Origin of the sequence: Kitasatospora sp. NPDC059646 (assembly GCF_042734615.1) — a bacterium.
Taxonomy (GTDB): Bacteria; Actinomycetota; Actinomycetes; order Streptomycetales; family Streptomycetaceae; genus Kitasatospora.
Genome location: NZ_JBHWDS010000002.1, coordinates 98,531 through 112,536, shown reverse-complemented (window position 1 = coordinate 112,536; position 14,006 = coordinate 98,531). Strand labels below are relative to the sequence as shown.

General features: G+C 72.6%; 11 protein-coding genes. 9 read left to right on the top strand and 2 right to left on the bottom strand.

Features of this window, described 5'->3' with window-relative positions:
- The first annotated feature begins 140 nt into the window (after nucleotides 1-140).
- Nucleotides 141-1,727, top strand: coding sequence for a glutamine-hydrolyzing GMP synthase (gene guaA, locus ACFV1L_RS01780; RefSeq protein WP_380361987.1), 1,587 nt, complete (start codon nucleotides 141-143; stop codon nucleotides 1,725-1,727).
- 142 nt (nucleotides 1,728-1,869) lie between these two features.
- On the top strand, nucleotides 1,870-2,901 hold the full coding sequence (locus tag ACFV1L_RS01775; RefSeq protein ID WP_380361985.1) for a ubiquinol-cytochrome c reductase iron-sulfur subunit: 1,032 nt from the start codon (nucleotides 1,870-1,872) through the stop codon (nucleotides 2,899-2,901).
- A gap of 5 nt (nucleotides 2,902-2,906) precedes the next feature.
- Here the strand turns inward: ACFV1L_RS01775 and ACFV1L_RS01770 are convergent, their stop codons facing one another.
- Entirely contained in the window at nucleotides 2,907-3,134 is a 228-nt protein-coding gene (locus tag ACFV1L_RS01770; RefSeq protein WP_380361983.1) for a hypothetical protein, read from the bottom strand.
- Nucleotides 3,134-4,678 carry a PspC domain-containing protein gene (locus ACFV1L_RS01765; protein WP_380361981.1) on the bottom strand — a complete coding sequence of 515 codons (1,545 nt, stop codon included), beginning with the start codon at nucleotides 4,676-4,678 and terminating at the stop codon, nucleotides 3,134-3,136. The genes ACFV1L_RS01770 and ACFV1L_RS01765 overlap by 1 nt, the downstream gene beginning before the upstream one ends.
- 134 nt (nucleotides 4,679-4,812) lie before the next feature.
- Between ACFV1L_RS01765 and ACFV1L_RS01760 the strand changes: the two genes are divergently transcribed.
- The 7 genes from ACFV1L_RS01760 (at nucleotide 4,813) to ACFV1L_RS01730 (ending at nucleotide 13,981) form a co-directional block, all read left to right on the top strand.
- Nucleotides 4,813-6,210 carry a PspC domain-containing protein gene (locus ACFV1L_RS01760; RefSeq protein WP_380361979.1) on the top strand — a complete coding sequence of 466 codons (1,398 nt, stop codon included), beginning with the start codon at nucleotides 4,813-4,815 and terminating at the stop codon, nucleotides 6,208-6,210.
- Nucleotides 6,203-6,871: a response regulator transcription factor gene (locus ACFV1L_RS01755; protein ID WP_035863428.1), complete on the top strand. Its 669-nt coding sequence runs from the start codon at nucleotides 6,203-6,205 to the stop codon at nucleotides 6,869-6,871. Before ACFV1L_RS01760 ends, ACFV1L_RS01755 begins: the two co-directional genes overlap by 8 nt.
- A 141-nt stretch (nucleotides 6,872-7,012) precedes the next feature.
- Nucleotides 7,013-8,341 carry a glycosyltransferase 87 family protein gene (locus tag ACFV1L_RS01750; protein WP_380361977.1) on the top strand — a complete coding sequence of 443 codons (1,329 nt, stop codon included), beginning with the start codon at nucleotides 7,013-7,015 and terminating at the stop codon, nucleotides 8,339-8,341.
- A 95-nt stretch (nucleotides 8,342-8,436) separates the two neighbouring features.
- Nucleotides 8,437-10,089: a hypothetical protein gene (locus tag ACFV1L_RS01745; RefSeq protein WP_380361975.1), complete on the top strand. Its 1,653-nt coding sequence runs from the start codon at nucleotides 8,437-8,439 to the stop codon at nucleotides 10,087-10,089.
- Complete coding sequence (locus tag ACFV1L_RS01740; protein ID WP_380361973.1) at nucleotides 10,086-11,345, top strand: acyltransferase family protein; 1,260 nt, start codon at nucleotides 10,086-10,088, stop codon at nucleotides 11,343-11,345. Before ACFV1L_RS01745 ends, ACFV1L_RS01740 begins: the two co-directional genes overlap by 4 nt.
- Nucleotides 11,342-12,601 carry a hypothetical protein gene (locus tag ACFV1L_RS01735; protein WP_380361972.1) on the top strand — a complete coding sequence of 420 codons (1,260 nt, stop codon included), beginning with the start codon at nucleotides 11,342-11,344 and terminating at the stop codon, nucleotides 12,599-12,601. Before ACFV1L_RS01740 ends, ACFV1L_RS01735 begins: the two co-directional genes overlap by 4 nt.
- Nucleotides 12,602-12,700: 99 nt before the next feature.
- The gene (locus ACFV1L_RS01730) at nucleotides 12,701-13,981 is read left to right on the top strand and encodes an acyltransferase family protein (protein WP_380361970.1); all 1,281 of its coding nucleotides are present in this window, start codon (nucleotides 12,701-12,703) and stop codon (nucleotides 13,979-13,981) included.
- The last annotated feature ends 25 nt before the right edge of the window (nucleotides 13,982-14,006 follow it).

Genomic DNA, 14,006 nt, shown 5'->3' with positions numbered 1-14,006 from the left:
CGCCGGCGTCTCGTACGGTCTCCCGGTGCAACGAGCCGCCGCCCGGCGCGGTCACGGGCAGTACGGCGGGCAGTCGGGTGAAACGCTCCCGGTAGACTCGGGGGCGACACCCCTTTTGTACCGCCGCCGGAAGGCCGTCCGTGTCCTCTGTACCCCCCGTCCAGTCCCCGCCCGAGAACGACACCGTCCTGGTCGTCGACTTCGGCGCCCAGTACGCCCAGCTCATCGCCCGTCGGGTGCGTGAGGCGCGGGTCTACAGCGAGATCGTGCCGAGCTCCATGCCGGTCGCCGAGATGCTCGCCAAGAACCCCAGGGCGATCATCCTCTCCGGCGGTCCGTCGTCGGTGTACGAGGAAGGCGCCCCGCAGCTCGACCGCGCGATCTTCGAGGCCGGGGTGCCGGTGTTCGGCATGTGCTACGGCTTCCAGCTGATGGCCACCGCCCTCGGCGGCACCGTCGACAACAGCGGCGCCCGCGAGTACGGCCGCACCCCGCTGACCGTCACCCGCTCCGGCTCCACCCTGTTCGAGGGCGTCCCGGACAAGCACTCGGTGTGGATGTCGCACGGCGACGCCTGCTCGGCCGCCCCCGAGGGCTTCACCGTCACCGCCTCCACCGACGTGGTGCCGGTCGCCGCCTTCGAGAACGACGAGCGCAAGCTGTACGGCGTGCAGTACCACCCCGAGGTGATGCACTCCGAGCACGGCCAGCAGGTGCTGGAGCACTTCCTGTACCGCGGCGCCGGCATCGCCCCGACCTGGACCACCACCAACGTGGTCGACGAGCAGGTCGCGCTGATCCGCGAGCAGGTCGGCGACAAGCGCGCCATCTGCGGCCTGTCCGGCGGCGTGGACTCCGCGGTCGCCGCCGCCCTGGTGCAGCGCGCCATCGGCGACCGGCTGACCTGCGTGTACGTCGACCACGGCCTGATGCGCAAGGGCGAGACCGAGCAGGTCGAGAAGGACTTCGTCGCGGCCACCGGCGTCAAGCTGGTCGTGGTCGACGCCGAGGAGCGCTTCCTGACCGCGCTGAAGGGCGTCTCCGACCCCGAGCAGAAGCGCAAGATCATCGGCCGCGAGTTCATCCGGGTCTTCGAGCAGGCCCAGGCCGACATCATCGCCGACGAGGGCCCGGCCGTGGAGTTCCTGGTCCAGGGCACCCTGTACCCGGACGTGGTGGAGTCCGGCGGCGGCACCGGCACTGCCAACATCAAGTCCCACCACAACGTCGGCGGCCTGCCCGAGGACCTCGAGTTCCAGCTCGTCGAGCCGCTGCGCAAGCTGTTCAAGGACGAGGTCCGGATGGTCGGCCAGGAGCTCGGCCTGCCCGCCGAGATCGTCCAGCGCCAGCCCTTCCCCGGCCCCGGCCTGGGCATCCGGATCGTCGGCGAGGTCACCAAGGAGCGCCTGGACCTGCTCCGCGAGGCCGACGCCATCGCCCGCGAGGAGCTGACCCTGGCCGGCCTGGACGCCGAGATCTGGCAGTGCCCCGTGGTGCTGCTGGCCGACGTCCGCTCGGTCGGCGTGCAGGGCGACGGCCGCACCTACGGCCACCCGATCGTGCTGCGCCCGGTCTCCTCCGAGGACGCCATGACCGCCGACTGGTCGCGCCTGCCCTACGAGGTGCTGGCCAAGATCTCCACCCGGATCACCAACGAGGTCAAGGACGTGAACCGGGTCGTCCTGGACTGCACCTCCAAGCCGCCGGGCACCATCGAGTGGGAGTGATCCCACCGGCAACCGTGTGACCGCGCCGCCGCTCCCCGCCAGTAGGGGAGTGGCGGCGCGTCCATGTGCGCCCGGCACCCGGCACAATCGGACCCGGTCCCGTCGGCGGTCGGCGGGGCGGTGCGAAGGAGAGGCGGCAGCGATGGCGACGGGGACGGGCCTGCACGACGGCCACGGCACGACGGCACGGATCGGCCAGTGGAAGGCGGCGGCCTCCCGGCTCGCCCTGCTCCCGCTGCGGCTGTTCCTCGGCGCGACCTTCGTCTACGCCGCCTTCGACAAGCTCTCCGACGCGCACTACCTGGCCGGCGCCGGCGACGCCGCGTCGTTCTCCGCGCAGACCGCCGCCGCCAGGGCCGGCAGCCCGATCGGCTGGGCCCTCGGCCCGGCCCTCGACGCGCCCACCTTCTTCGGCCTGCTGATCGCCTTCGGCGAGCTCGCCGTCGGCCTCGGCACCCTGTTCGGGCTCTGGGGCCGGATCGCCGCCCTCGGCGGCGCGGCGCTCAGCGCCACCCTCTGGCTCACCGTCAGCTTCCACACCGCCCCGTACTACCTGGGCAACGACCTGGCCTACCTGATGGCCTGGACGCCGCTGCTGCTGGCCGGCACTCCCCACCTGTCGGTGGACGGCTACCTCGCCTCCCGGGCCGCCCGCGACCGGGCCCGCGGCCTCGCCGAGGACGCGGTGCGCCGCCGCGCGCTGCTCGACGGCGGCATCGCGGCGGTCGCGCTCGGCGGCGCCGGCCTGCTGTCCGGCTCGCTCACCGCCAGCTTCGGCCGCGACGACGACGCGACCGCCGCCGCGGCCGGCACCCCCGGCGCCACCGCCCCCGGCGCCACCAGCCCCGTCCCGCAGCCCGCCGCCGCGGCGGCCGTCCCCGCCGCGCAGGTCCCGGTCGGCGGCTCCGCCACCGTCAAGGACCCGGCCAGCGGCGACGCCGTGTACATCGTCCAGCCGTCCGCCGGGAAGTACACCGGCCTGTCCTCGGTCTGCACCCACTCCGGCTGCGCCGTCAACCCGCCCAAGGACGGGCAGCTGTACTGCCCCTGCCACGGCTCCAGGTTCGACGCCGCGACCGGCGCCGTGATCAACGGCCCCGCCGTGAAGCCGCTGCCCCGGTACGCCGTCACCAAGAACGGCGAGCAGCTGGAGCTCGGCCCGCAGCAGGCCTGAGGCCGCTAGCCGAGCGTGTTGTCGTCGTCGCGGGCCCCGCCCCGGCCGCGCCTGGAGACCGCCACCAGCGCGCCGCCGAGGCCGCCCGCGCCGAGCACGATGAACGCCAGCGGCAGCACGAAGCGGCTGTTCACCTCCCGGTCGTTCAGCGACGCCACCAGGTACAGCACCGCCAGCGCCGTGAACAGGCCGCCCGCGACCAGCGCGTACAGATCGAACTGATGCTTCCTCATCACCGCTCCACCCTGATGTCCCCGATGCCCGTCGTCACCTTCAGCTCCAGCACGCCCTTCGACGGCCGGCCCTCCGGAACCTCGATCACCACGTCGTCGTCGGTGACCGGACCGCTGTACTCCTGACCGTCCGGCAGGCTCACCGAGCCCACCCCGTCGCGCAGCTTCAGCCGCAGCTCCACCCCGTCCGGCACCCGCACCACCGCGTTGCCGATGCCGACCCGGAGCTCGGTGGCGAGGGTGCCGCCGTGCGGGTCCAGCGCCGACAGGTCGAGCCGGGCGTCGCCGACGCCCGCCGTGTACCGCGCGTGCAGGCTGTCCTGGGCGGCCGTCCACTGCCGGTCGCCGGCCGTGTCCGCGACCGTCACCGACGTGCCGCCGGTCACCACCAGACCCGCCGTCACCAGCAGCGACAGGAAGGTCAGCCCGCGGGTGCGGCCCCAGCGGGCGCTGACCGCCATCGCCAGGCCCAGCGGCAGCAGCGCCACCGCCAGCACCGTCGACCAGCGGTGGCCGCCGTGGTCGGCGGCCGCCACCGCCCAGGACGCGCCGATCGCCACCAGCACCGCCCAGGCGCCCAGCCCGGACCGGCCCCGCAGCTCCTTGCGCCGGGCCTTCCACTCGCGGTGGCGCTGCATGCTCTCGCGGTGCCGCTCCATCGCCTCGCGCTGCGCCCGGTGGCGCTGCTCGGCGCGCTCCCGGTACTGCGCCATGCTCCGTTCCATCCGGGCCTGGTGGCCCTCCGGCGCGGGATCCTTGCGCAGCGGGTCGCCCTCCGGCAGGTCGGTGCGCTGCCACCACGGCTGGGCGGGCGCGCCGGGCGGCGGCGTCGCGCCGTAAGGGTTGCGCTCCGGGTGCCGAGGGTCCCACAGGTAGCCGGACGGCCCGGGCGGGGGCGTGTCGCCGCCGGCGGCGCCGGTCGCGCGGTCCTCGTGCAGGGACGCGATCCGCTCGTGCAGGTCGGCGGTGCGGGCCTTCCACTCGCCGCGCAGGTCGCGGCTCATCGCCTCGCCCCAGGTCTTCCAGTCCGCGAACGCGCCGGTCGGGTCCAGCCGGTCGTACGGGCCGCCGGTCCGCTTCGCCCCGGCCCCGCCGTCGTCGCCGAACCGGCGCCGGCGCTCCGGGTCGTAGCGCAGCGCCAGGAACACCAGCGCGGCGAGCAGCAGCAGCGGGAACAGCTGGTCGCCGTCGCCCATCGAGGAGAAGAACACCCCGGTGCCGATCACGGTCAGCAGCACCGCGCCGACGGACTGGCCGTCGACCCGGCCGGTCAGCACCCGCTGCAGCTCGGTGCGGCCGCCCTCGCCGTCCGCGGCCTCGCGCGGGACGACCAGCCAGGCCAGGCCGTAGAGGAACAACCCGAGCCCGCCGGTCAGGCCGAGCACCGCGATGACCACCCGGAACACCACCGGGTCGATGTCCAGGTAGCGGCCGAGCCCGCCGCACACCCCCGCCACCACCCGGTGCCGGGAGGAGCGGGTGAGCGCCGGGCGGGGCTCGGCGGGGGCGTCCGGTGCGTCCCCGGGGATCTGGTCGTCCGTCATGTCCCCCATCCTTCCGGGCGGCGGGGCCCCGCCCAACCGCCCGGAGCCCCGGAGCGACCCTGAACTGTCCCTGAGGCGGGCTCCGGGCCCCACCCTGATGCGCCGCCGACCGGCCACCTGCGACCATCGGTGCCGTGGCCGTTCCCGAGACCCGAAGCACCGAGACCGCCCCGACCGACCCGCCGGCCGGGGCGCCGCCCTACCGGAAGCTCTACCGCAGCCCGCACGGCCGGATCCTCGGCGGCGTCTGCCAGGGCCTGTCGGTGCACCTCGGCGTGCCCGTCACGTGGGTGCGGCTGGCGTTCATCGTGCTGTTCTTCTCCGAGGGCATCGGCACCCTGCTGTACGCCGCGTTCTGGGTCGTGGTGCCGCTCGGCATCGGCGAGGCCGCCCCCGGCGCCGCCCGCCCCGCCCCGCCCGCCGCCGCACCCGGCCGGCGCGGCCGGCGGCGCGACCTGCTGGAGCGCACCTTCCACGGCGAGGACGGCGCCCCCGGCGCCCTGCCCGCCGATGCCGGTGCCGACGCCCGCCCCGCCGCCGGGTCCGCGGCCGGCCAGCGCGGCGGCAGCCTCGGCCAGCTGTTCGCGCTGATCGGCCTGGTCATCGGCGTGATGGCGCTGCTGTCCGCGCTCGGCATCCAGACCGCCAAGCCGTACGTGTGGCCGCTGCTCGCGGTCGGCGTCGGCGTCGCCCTGGTGTGGCGGCAGGCCGACGACTCGCGCTGGCAGAACTGGTTCGGCCTGCAGCCGGGCAGCCGCAAGGGCGCCTACCTGCGGGTCGCCGCCGGCGTGCTGCTGGTGGTGGCCGGCATCATCGGCTACTTCCTGATGCAGGGCGTCGCCTCGCCGATCGCGCTGGTCGTCGAGTCCTCGCTGGCCGTCGTGGCGGGCGTGCTGGTGCTCGGCGGCCCGTCCATGGTGCGGATGTGGCAGGACCTCGGCGCCGAGCGCACCGCCCGCATCCGCGCCCAGGAGCGCGCCGAGATCGCCGCGCACGTCCACGACTCGGTGCTGCACACCCTGACCCTGATCCAGCGGCGCGCGGAGGACCCCAAGGAGGTGCTGCGCCTGGCCCGCGCCCAGGAACGCGAACTGCGCCTGTGGCTGTACCGCCCGGAGGCCGCCGCCGAGGCCGCCCCGGACACCCTCGCCGAGCACCTGCGGGCGATCGTCGCCGAGGTCGAGGACCGGCACGGCGTCCACCTGGAACTGGTCTGCGTCGGCGACTGCCCGATGGACGAGAAGATCGCCTCGCAGATGCAGGCGGCCAGGGAAGCCATGGTGAACGCCGCCAAGTACGGTGGCGGGGGACCGGTCCAGGTCTACGCGGAGGTGGAGGGGAGGACGGTGTCGGTGTTCGTCCGCGACCACGGCCCCGGCTTCGACCCCGACGACCTCCCCGAGGACCGCATGGGCGTACGCGAATCGATCATCGGCCGGATGCGGCGCAACGGGGGCACCGCACGGGTGCGGCCCGCGCCGGACGGCGGGACCGAGGTCGAGCTGGAGATGGAGAGGGCGGCAGATGACTGACGCAGCGGCACCCGAGAGGCGTGCCCGGGTGGTCCTGGTGGACGACCACCGGATGTTCCGCACCGGCGTGCGCGCCGAGATCGGGCGCACCGACGAGACCGGCATCGACGTGGTCGGCGAGGCCGACGACGTCGAGTCCGCGGTCCGGGTGGTCGCCGAGACCCGGCCCGACGTGGTGCTGCTGGACGTCCACCTGCCCGGCGGCGGCGGCGTCGAGGTGCTGCGCCGGTCGGCGGGCGTGGAGGGGGTGCGGTTCCTCGCGCTGTCGGTCTCCGACGCCGCCGAGGACGTCATCGGCGTGATCCGCGGCGGCGCCCGCGGCTACGTCACCAAGACCATCACCGGCGCCGACCTGGTCAACGCGATCTTCCGGATCTCCGACGGCGACGCGGTGTTCTCGCCGCGGCTGGCCGGCTTCGTGCTGGACGCGTTCGCCGCCACCGACACCCCGCCGGTCGACGAGGACCTCGACCGCCTCACCCAGCGCGAGCGCGAGGTGCTGCGGCTGATCGCCCGCGGCTACGCCTACAAGGAGATCGCGAAGCAGCTGTTCATCTCGGTGAAGACGGTGGAGAGCCACGTCTCCGCGGTGCTGCGCAAGCTCCAGCTGTCCAACCGGCACGAGCTGACCCGCTGGGCCACCGCCCGCCGCCTGGTCTGAACCAAGGAACGGGCCGGGGCGGGCCGGGGGGCGGCGTGCGGCTAGGATGCACGCAATTGCGTTGGCAGAGCCGGGTCGTTCGCTGGCCCGTCCATCCGGCCGCCGCCCGTTGTCCGCGCCCGCCCCGCCCGATGGAGCAGCATGCCCACCACCCAGACCGGCCAAGAGTCGAGCACCGGCTCCCGGCAGCACGGCGGTGACCTGGCGGTGGAGGGCACCCGGACGTTCTCCCCGTGGCGCGTCACCACCTGGAACCAGCGCCTGCTGGCGCCCGTCGGCTACTGGGCCTGCACCCGGCTGCTGATCATGATGATGGTGTTCACCACCGGGGAGAACGCCCACGGCGAGGTGCACCTGCTCTACCGCAAGTGGGCCCACCAGCTGCAGGACGGCTCCTTCCCGGTCGGTGACTCGACCTGGCAGTACCCGCCCGGCGCGGGCGCGGTGATCCTCGCGCCCACCCTGGTGCCGGGAGTGAACTACGTCCAGGCGTTCATCCTGGTGACCTTCGTGGCCGACGCGGTGATCCTGGGCGCGCTGCTGCGGGCCGGCTCCCGGCCCGGCCGCAGCCTGGCCGGCGCCTGGGTGTGGGTGCTGATGCTGCCGCTGATGCAGTACATCCCGTACGCGCGCTACGACATCATCGTGACGCTGTTCGCGGTGCTGGCCCTGGTGCTGCTGCCGCGCCACCGGGCGATCGGCGGGGCGCTGGCCGCGATCGGCGCGGCGGTCAAGGTGTGGCCGGCGTTCGCGATCTTCGGCATGCCGTGGGGGCGCGGCCTGCGGAACGCGGTGATCGGCTTCGTGGCCTCCGCGGTCGGGCTGATCGGCATCATGTCGCTGCTGTTCAGCAACGGCTTCGGCTTCCTGGAGGAGCAGAGCGGGCGCGGCGTCGAGTTCGAGTCGCTCGGCGGCAGCGCGCTGCTGGCGGCCAGGCACTTCGGCTGGGACGGGACCGTCGTCTACCAGTACGGCTCGAACGAGGTCGTCGGCCCGTACGTCGGCGTGATCGGGAAGGTCCTGGTCGGGCTGAGCGTGGCGGGCTTCTGCTGGCTGCTGCTGTGGCGGGTCCGGGCCCGGGTGTTCTCGACCGCCACCCCGGCCGACGCCGCGCTGGCCGCGGTGCTGGTGTTCGTCACGACCAGCCGGGTCATCAGCCCGCAGTACTTCATCTGGCTGGCCGGCCTCGGCGCGGTCTGCGTGACCTTCCGTCGGTCCTCGCAGCGGGTGGTGGTGGGCCTGCTGGTGGTCGCCACCGCGCTGACCACCGTCGAGTTCCCCTTCTTCTACGAGAAAATCCTCCAAGGGCACGCCGGGTTCACCGCCGTGCTGCTGCTGCGCAACCTGGTGCTGGTGGTGGCGACGGTAATGTCCTGTGTCCAGCTGTGGCGCTCCACCGTGCCGCGCGGGGAGGCCGCTCGCGGCGCGTCCCGCGTCCCGGCCGGCACCGCGCCCGGGACGGACGGCTGAGCGTCCGCGCCGCATCCCGCCCATCTCCGGACGGACGTTCCGGAGCCGACCCGGGCCCGCTGAACCGGGCCCCGCCTCGCCTATCGTGGAGCACCGTGACCGAGACCGCCGCTTCGAGTCTTCCGACGCCCGAGACCTCCCCGGATCCGGTCCGGCAGGGTTCGGGCAGTTCCCCCCTGGGGTCGGAGGACGGCTCCCCGCAGTCGGCCCGGGGCCTGCGCGGGTTGTTCAGGATCACCCCGTACCGGGTCACCGGACTGCTGTTCCTGCTGTTCCTGGTGCCGATGGCCGCCCGGCTCCCGTGGTCCGGCGACATCGGCCAGCACGCGTCCACCATCTGGCGCCTGCGCGAGAACCTCGCGCACCCGACCAGCCCGATGATCGACCTGCCCGGTGACGGCAGCCCGTACTTCTCCCCGTACCAGCTGTTCGGCGCGCTGGTCTCGCTGGCCACCGGCCTCGTGCCGCTGAAGACGCTGCACCTGCTCGCGGTGATGAACATCGTCCTGGTGATCACCGGGCTCGGGGCGTTCGTCCGCGCGCTGACGCCGAACCGCTGGGCGCCGGTCGTCGCGCTGTTCTCCTACTTCTTCCTGTGGGGCGTCGACGTCTCCGTGTGGAGCGGCTACGAGTCGTTCCTGTCGTTCTCGCTGGGCCTGTCCTACCCGAGTGCCTTCGGCGCCGGCGTGATGTTCTGGATCTGGGCGCTCACCCTGCGGCTGCTCGGCCGGGTCCCGGACCGGGCGCCGCTGTCGAACTCGCTGCTGGTGCGGATACCGCTGCACCTGGTGCTCGGCGCCGCGCTGTTCTCGGTGCTGCTCTCGCACCCGTTCACCGGCATCGTGCTGTGCATGGGCATGGCGGGCATCATGATCGGCTCGCTGCGGGCCATCGTGCTGCGCGACTGGCTGCTGTGGGCGCTGTCCGCCGCGGTGGTCACGGTCGGCGTGCTGGCGTGGCCGTACTGGAGCGTGCTGGAGCTCAAGCAGTCGGCCGCCCTCGACGACATGCACCGGGGCCTGTACAACCACCCGCTGAACTGGTTCGGCTTCGCGCTGCTGCTCGGCCTGCCCGCCATGGTGGCGCGGTTCCGCCGCAACCGGCTGGACCCGGTGGTGCTGACCTTCGCGCTGGTCGGCCTGACCGTCGCCTACGGCTGGTTCAGCGGCCACTACAGCTGGGGCCGCGCCTACCCCGGCGTGATCGCCATGCTCCAGCTGGCCGCCGCCCTGGAGGCCGCCCGGGTGCCGTGGCGGCAGTGGCTGCGCACCTACTTCACCGGGATCATGGCGCTCTGCCTGGTCTTCGGCATGTGGGTGCAGTCCGGCGTGATGTTCTACCTGGTCCCCAAGAACCACTTCCCCAAGGGCGTGGTGGAGAACGTCCAGGCCTGGAACCCGTGGCCGGGCTACACCTGGGCCGGCAAGTACCTCAAGTACGGCGACGTGGTGATGGCCACCGGCGAGCGCCCGCTGGTGCAGCTGCCGGCCTACGGCTACTACACCGTGGAAGCCGGCTACCCGGACCCGGCGGTCGACCAGAAGGTGCTCGACCAGCGGAAGAAGGACACCGACGAGTTCTTCGCCAAGACCACCACCAACGCCCGCAAGACGGAGCTCCTGCGGGCCTACCACGCCGGCTGGGTCATCCTGCGCCCGCAGGACGGCGAGGTGCCCACCGGCCCTGAGTTCCAGCTCGTGACCGTCAGCCCCCAGGGCGAGTACCTGATCAAGGTGTCGAAGCCGTGACGAACGCAGGCCCGGGACACCCGTCCCCCGAGAGCCCCCTGCTCCAGGTCTCCGTGCTTCCGGGCCCGGACGCCGCCCCGTCCCGCTCCGGGACGGGGCGGCGGTCCGCCGCCCCCGCGAAGCGTCCCCGCCTGTACGTGCTCGACGGCATGCGCCTGGTCGCCGCGCTGACCGTGATGCTCTTCCACTACGTCGGCAAGCCCGCCGGGTGGGAACAGGTCTGGCACGGCGCGCCGGACGTGCTGATGCCCGCCCTGCACGGGGTGGCCATCTACGGCTGGATCGGCGTCGAGCTGTTCTTCCTGATCAGCGGCTTCGTCATCTGCATGTCGTGCTGGGGCAAGCGCCCGCAGGACTTCTTCGTCTCCCGCGTGGTCCGGCTCTACCCGGCGTACTGGGTGGCCGTACTGCTCACCACCGCGGTGGTCACCACCGCCGGCTACACCTTCACCACGGCGAAGGACCTCACCCCGCGCACGGTGATCGCCAACCTGACCATGATCCAGACGCCGCTCGGTGCGCCGTCGGTCGACCCGAGCTACTGGACCCTGTGGGTCGAGATGCTCTTCTACGTGCTCTTCGCGGGCGTCGTCGCGATGGGCCTGACCTACCGCCGGGTGGTCGCCTTCTGCGGCATCTGGACCTTCGCCGCCGCGATCGCGCCGACCGTCGACCTGCCGCTGCTGGACACGCTGACCCAGCCGTCCTACGCGCCGTTCTTCACCGCCGGCGTCACCATGTACCTCATGTACCGGTTCGGGCCGAACCTGCTGCTCTGGGGCATGCTCGGGTTCTCCTGGATGGTCGCCCAGTACCGCCTCAAGGGCACCGTCGACATGTACCAGCAGTGGCTGCCGCAGCACATCTCGTTCACCGTCGCGGCCGCCCTGATGACGCTGTGCTTCCTGCTGGTGCTGGCGGCCTCGCTCGGCTTCTTCAACTGGATCCAGTGGCGCTGGCTGACCGTCGCCGGCGCGCTCACGTACCCCGTGTACCTGCTGCACCAGGAGATCGGCCTGAGCGCCATCCACTGGCTGCGCCGCTCGCTGCCGCCGACGCAGACCCTGCTCGTGGTGATGGCGTCGATCCTGGTGCTCGCGTACCTGGTGCACAAGCTGGTGGAGACTCCGCTCTCGAACGCCCTGAAGCGCGGCCTCACCTCGGCGTTCGCGACGGTCACCAAGGTCGACGACCGGGAGAGCAGCGCCCGGGTCGAGGCGCAGGCCCGCAGCACCGACGGGGGATCTTCGCGATGAGCACCGACACCACTCGGGCGCCCCTGGCGCCCGAGGAGCAGGAGGGCGGGGCGACCGGACTGAGCCGCTCGGTGCTCCGCCGGCCGCTCCTGTTCCTGCGCCCGATGCTGCCGGCCCTGCTGGCCTTCACCGCGGTGCGGGCGTTCGGGCTGCTGGCGATGTGGCTGCACCCCAAGTCGGTCCGGCCCGGCGCCGGGGGCTCCACCCTGACCCGGCTCGCCACGCTGTGGGACGCGCCGTACTACCAGGCGATCGCGATCCACGGCTACAGCGACGACCTGGGCATCGACGGCTACCAGAACGGCGTCCCCTACTCGTCCCGGGCGTTCTTCCCGCTCTACCCGATGGCGATCCGCGCGGTCCACGCCGTGCTGCCGATCTCGCCCGGCCACGCCGCCCTGCTGGTGTCCTGGTTCTTCTCGCTGGTGGCGGCGGCGGGCATCTTCGCCGTCGTCGCGCACGTCTACCGGCCGAAGGTCGCGCTGATCGCGGTGGTGCTCTGGGGGGCGCTGCCGCACGGCGCGGTGGAGAGCATGGCCTACTCCGAGCCGGTCTTCACCGCCTGGGCCGCCTGGTCGCTGTACGCGCTGCTGCGCCGGAACTGGATCTGGGCCGGCGTGCTGAGCTGCCTGGCCTGCCTGACCCGTCCCAGCGGACTGGCCGTGGCGGCCGCCGTCGGCATCACCGCCGCGGTCGAGCTGGTGCAGTGGTGGCGCGGCAAGCGCCCCGGCGCCGAGCGCCCGGTGCTGTGGCGGGTCCTGCTGGGAACCGCGCTCGCCCCCGCCGGCTGGTTCGGCTACCTGGCGTACGTCGGCTGGCAGCGCGGAACCTGGCGCGGCTACTTCGACGTCCAGTTGGCATGGGGCACGCACTTCGACTTCGGTCGCGGCACGCTGAACTGGATGAGCACGATGATCCTCCACCCGGAGGACAAGGGCACCACCCTCGACCAGGTCGTCATGGTCGGCATCGTGGTGGCGTCCGTGGTGCTCTTCCTGCTGGCCGTCGAACAGCGCCAGCCGCTGCCGCTGCTGGTGTTCGGCGGCATGATGCTGGTGATCGCGCTCGGTGACGGCGCCTACTACGCGCCGCGCGCGCGGTTCCTGCTTCCGGCCTTCGTGCTGCTGCTCCCGGTGGCCGCCGGACTGTCGCGGATCCGTTCCCGGGTGTCGCTCTGGGTGCTGCTATCGTCAGCCGTTGTCTGTTCGGGCTTCTACGGCGTGTTCCTGGTGTTCGAGAGCGTCTACTCGCCCTGAACCGGCAGCCGTTGCCAGGCCTCTGCGCCCCGACGTCGTCGTCCGCGCACGGTGCTCCTCTCCCGTGCCGGAGTCCCTGCTGCGGAAAGAGTCCCACCGATGTCCTTCGTCCAGAGCGTGGTGCGGCCGCGGCTGCGCAGACCGGGCCCCGCGGCCGGTGACAGCGCGGGCCGGCCGCTCCCGGGCACGGCTCCCCGGCCCCGGCTGTACCTGCTGGACCTGCTGCGGCTGCTGGCCGCGCTGGGCGTCGTGCTCTGGCACTACGCGGGCTACCAGGGCTGGCCGGCCGACGTCTGGGGCGGCCGGCCGGGGGACGTGATACCCGTCCTGCACAAGATCGGCAGCTACAGCTGGATCGGCGTCGAGCTGTTCTTCCTGATCAGCGGGTTCGTGGTCTGCATGTCGTGCTGGGGCAAGACCTCGGGCGCGTTCTTCCGCTCCCGGGTGGTCCGGCTGTTCCCGGGCTACTGGTTCGGCGTGCTGGTGGCCGCGGCCGTGGTGCTGGCCTACCGGCCGAACTGGATGTGGAACGGCAAGATGTTCCGCTACTCCGACGTGCTGACCAACCTGACGATGGTGCAGAAGGGCGAGGGCGTCTGGGACGTCGACCCGGTGTACTGGACGCTCTGGGTCGAGCTGCGCTTCTACGTGCTGTTCGGCGTGGTGGTCGCGATCGGGCTGTCCTACAAGCGGGTGGTCGCGTTCTGCGCGATGTGGACCTTCGCGTCGGTCATCACCACCGCCTCCGGGGGCCTGCCGCTGCTGGACCTGATCTTCTTCCCGGACTACTCGTCCTTCTTCATCGCCGGCATCGCGATGTACCTGATGTACCGGTACGGGCAGGACATGCTGCTGTGGGGGATCGTCGGGTTCTCCTGGCTGCTGGCCCAGAACAAGCTGCACAAGATCATGTCGGACTACCAGGCGTTCTCCGGCGGCCCGCTGTCGTACACCAAGCTGCTGCTGCTGATGACGCTGGCGTTCGCCGTGGTCGCGGCCACCGCGCTGGGCTGGTTCCGCTGGGTCAAGTGGCGCAAGCTGACCGTCCTCGGCGCGCTGACCTACCCGCTGTACCTGCTGCACCAGGTCGTCGGCTGGTGGTTCCTGACCCACCTCCAGGGCAAGGTCGGGCCGTACACCGAGGCCGGCCTGGTGATCGGCGCGATGCTGGTCGCCGCGTACCTGGTGAATCGATTCGTCGAGCAGCCCGGATCCAAGCTGCTCAAGCGCGGGCTGGAGAAGTCCTTCGACCGGATGCGCGGCATCGACGCCCGGGAGGCGCTGGCCAAGCGCGAGCAGCGGGCCCGGGCCCGGCACGCCGGCGAGGAGCCCCAGGAGGAGACTCCCCGCGCGGCGCAGCCGGTCGGCGCCGAGTCCTGACCGCCGTCCCCGGCCGGTCCACCGC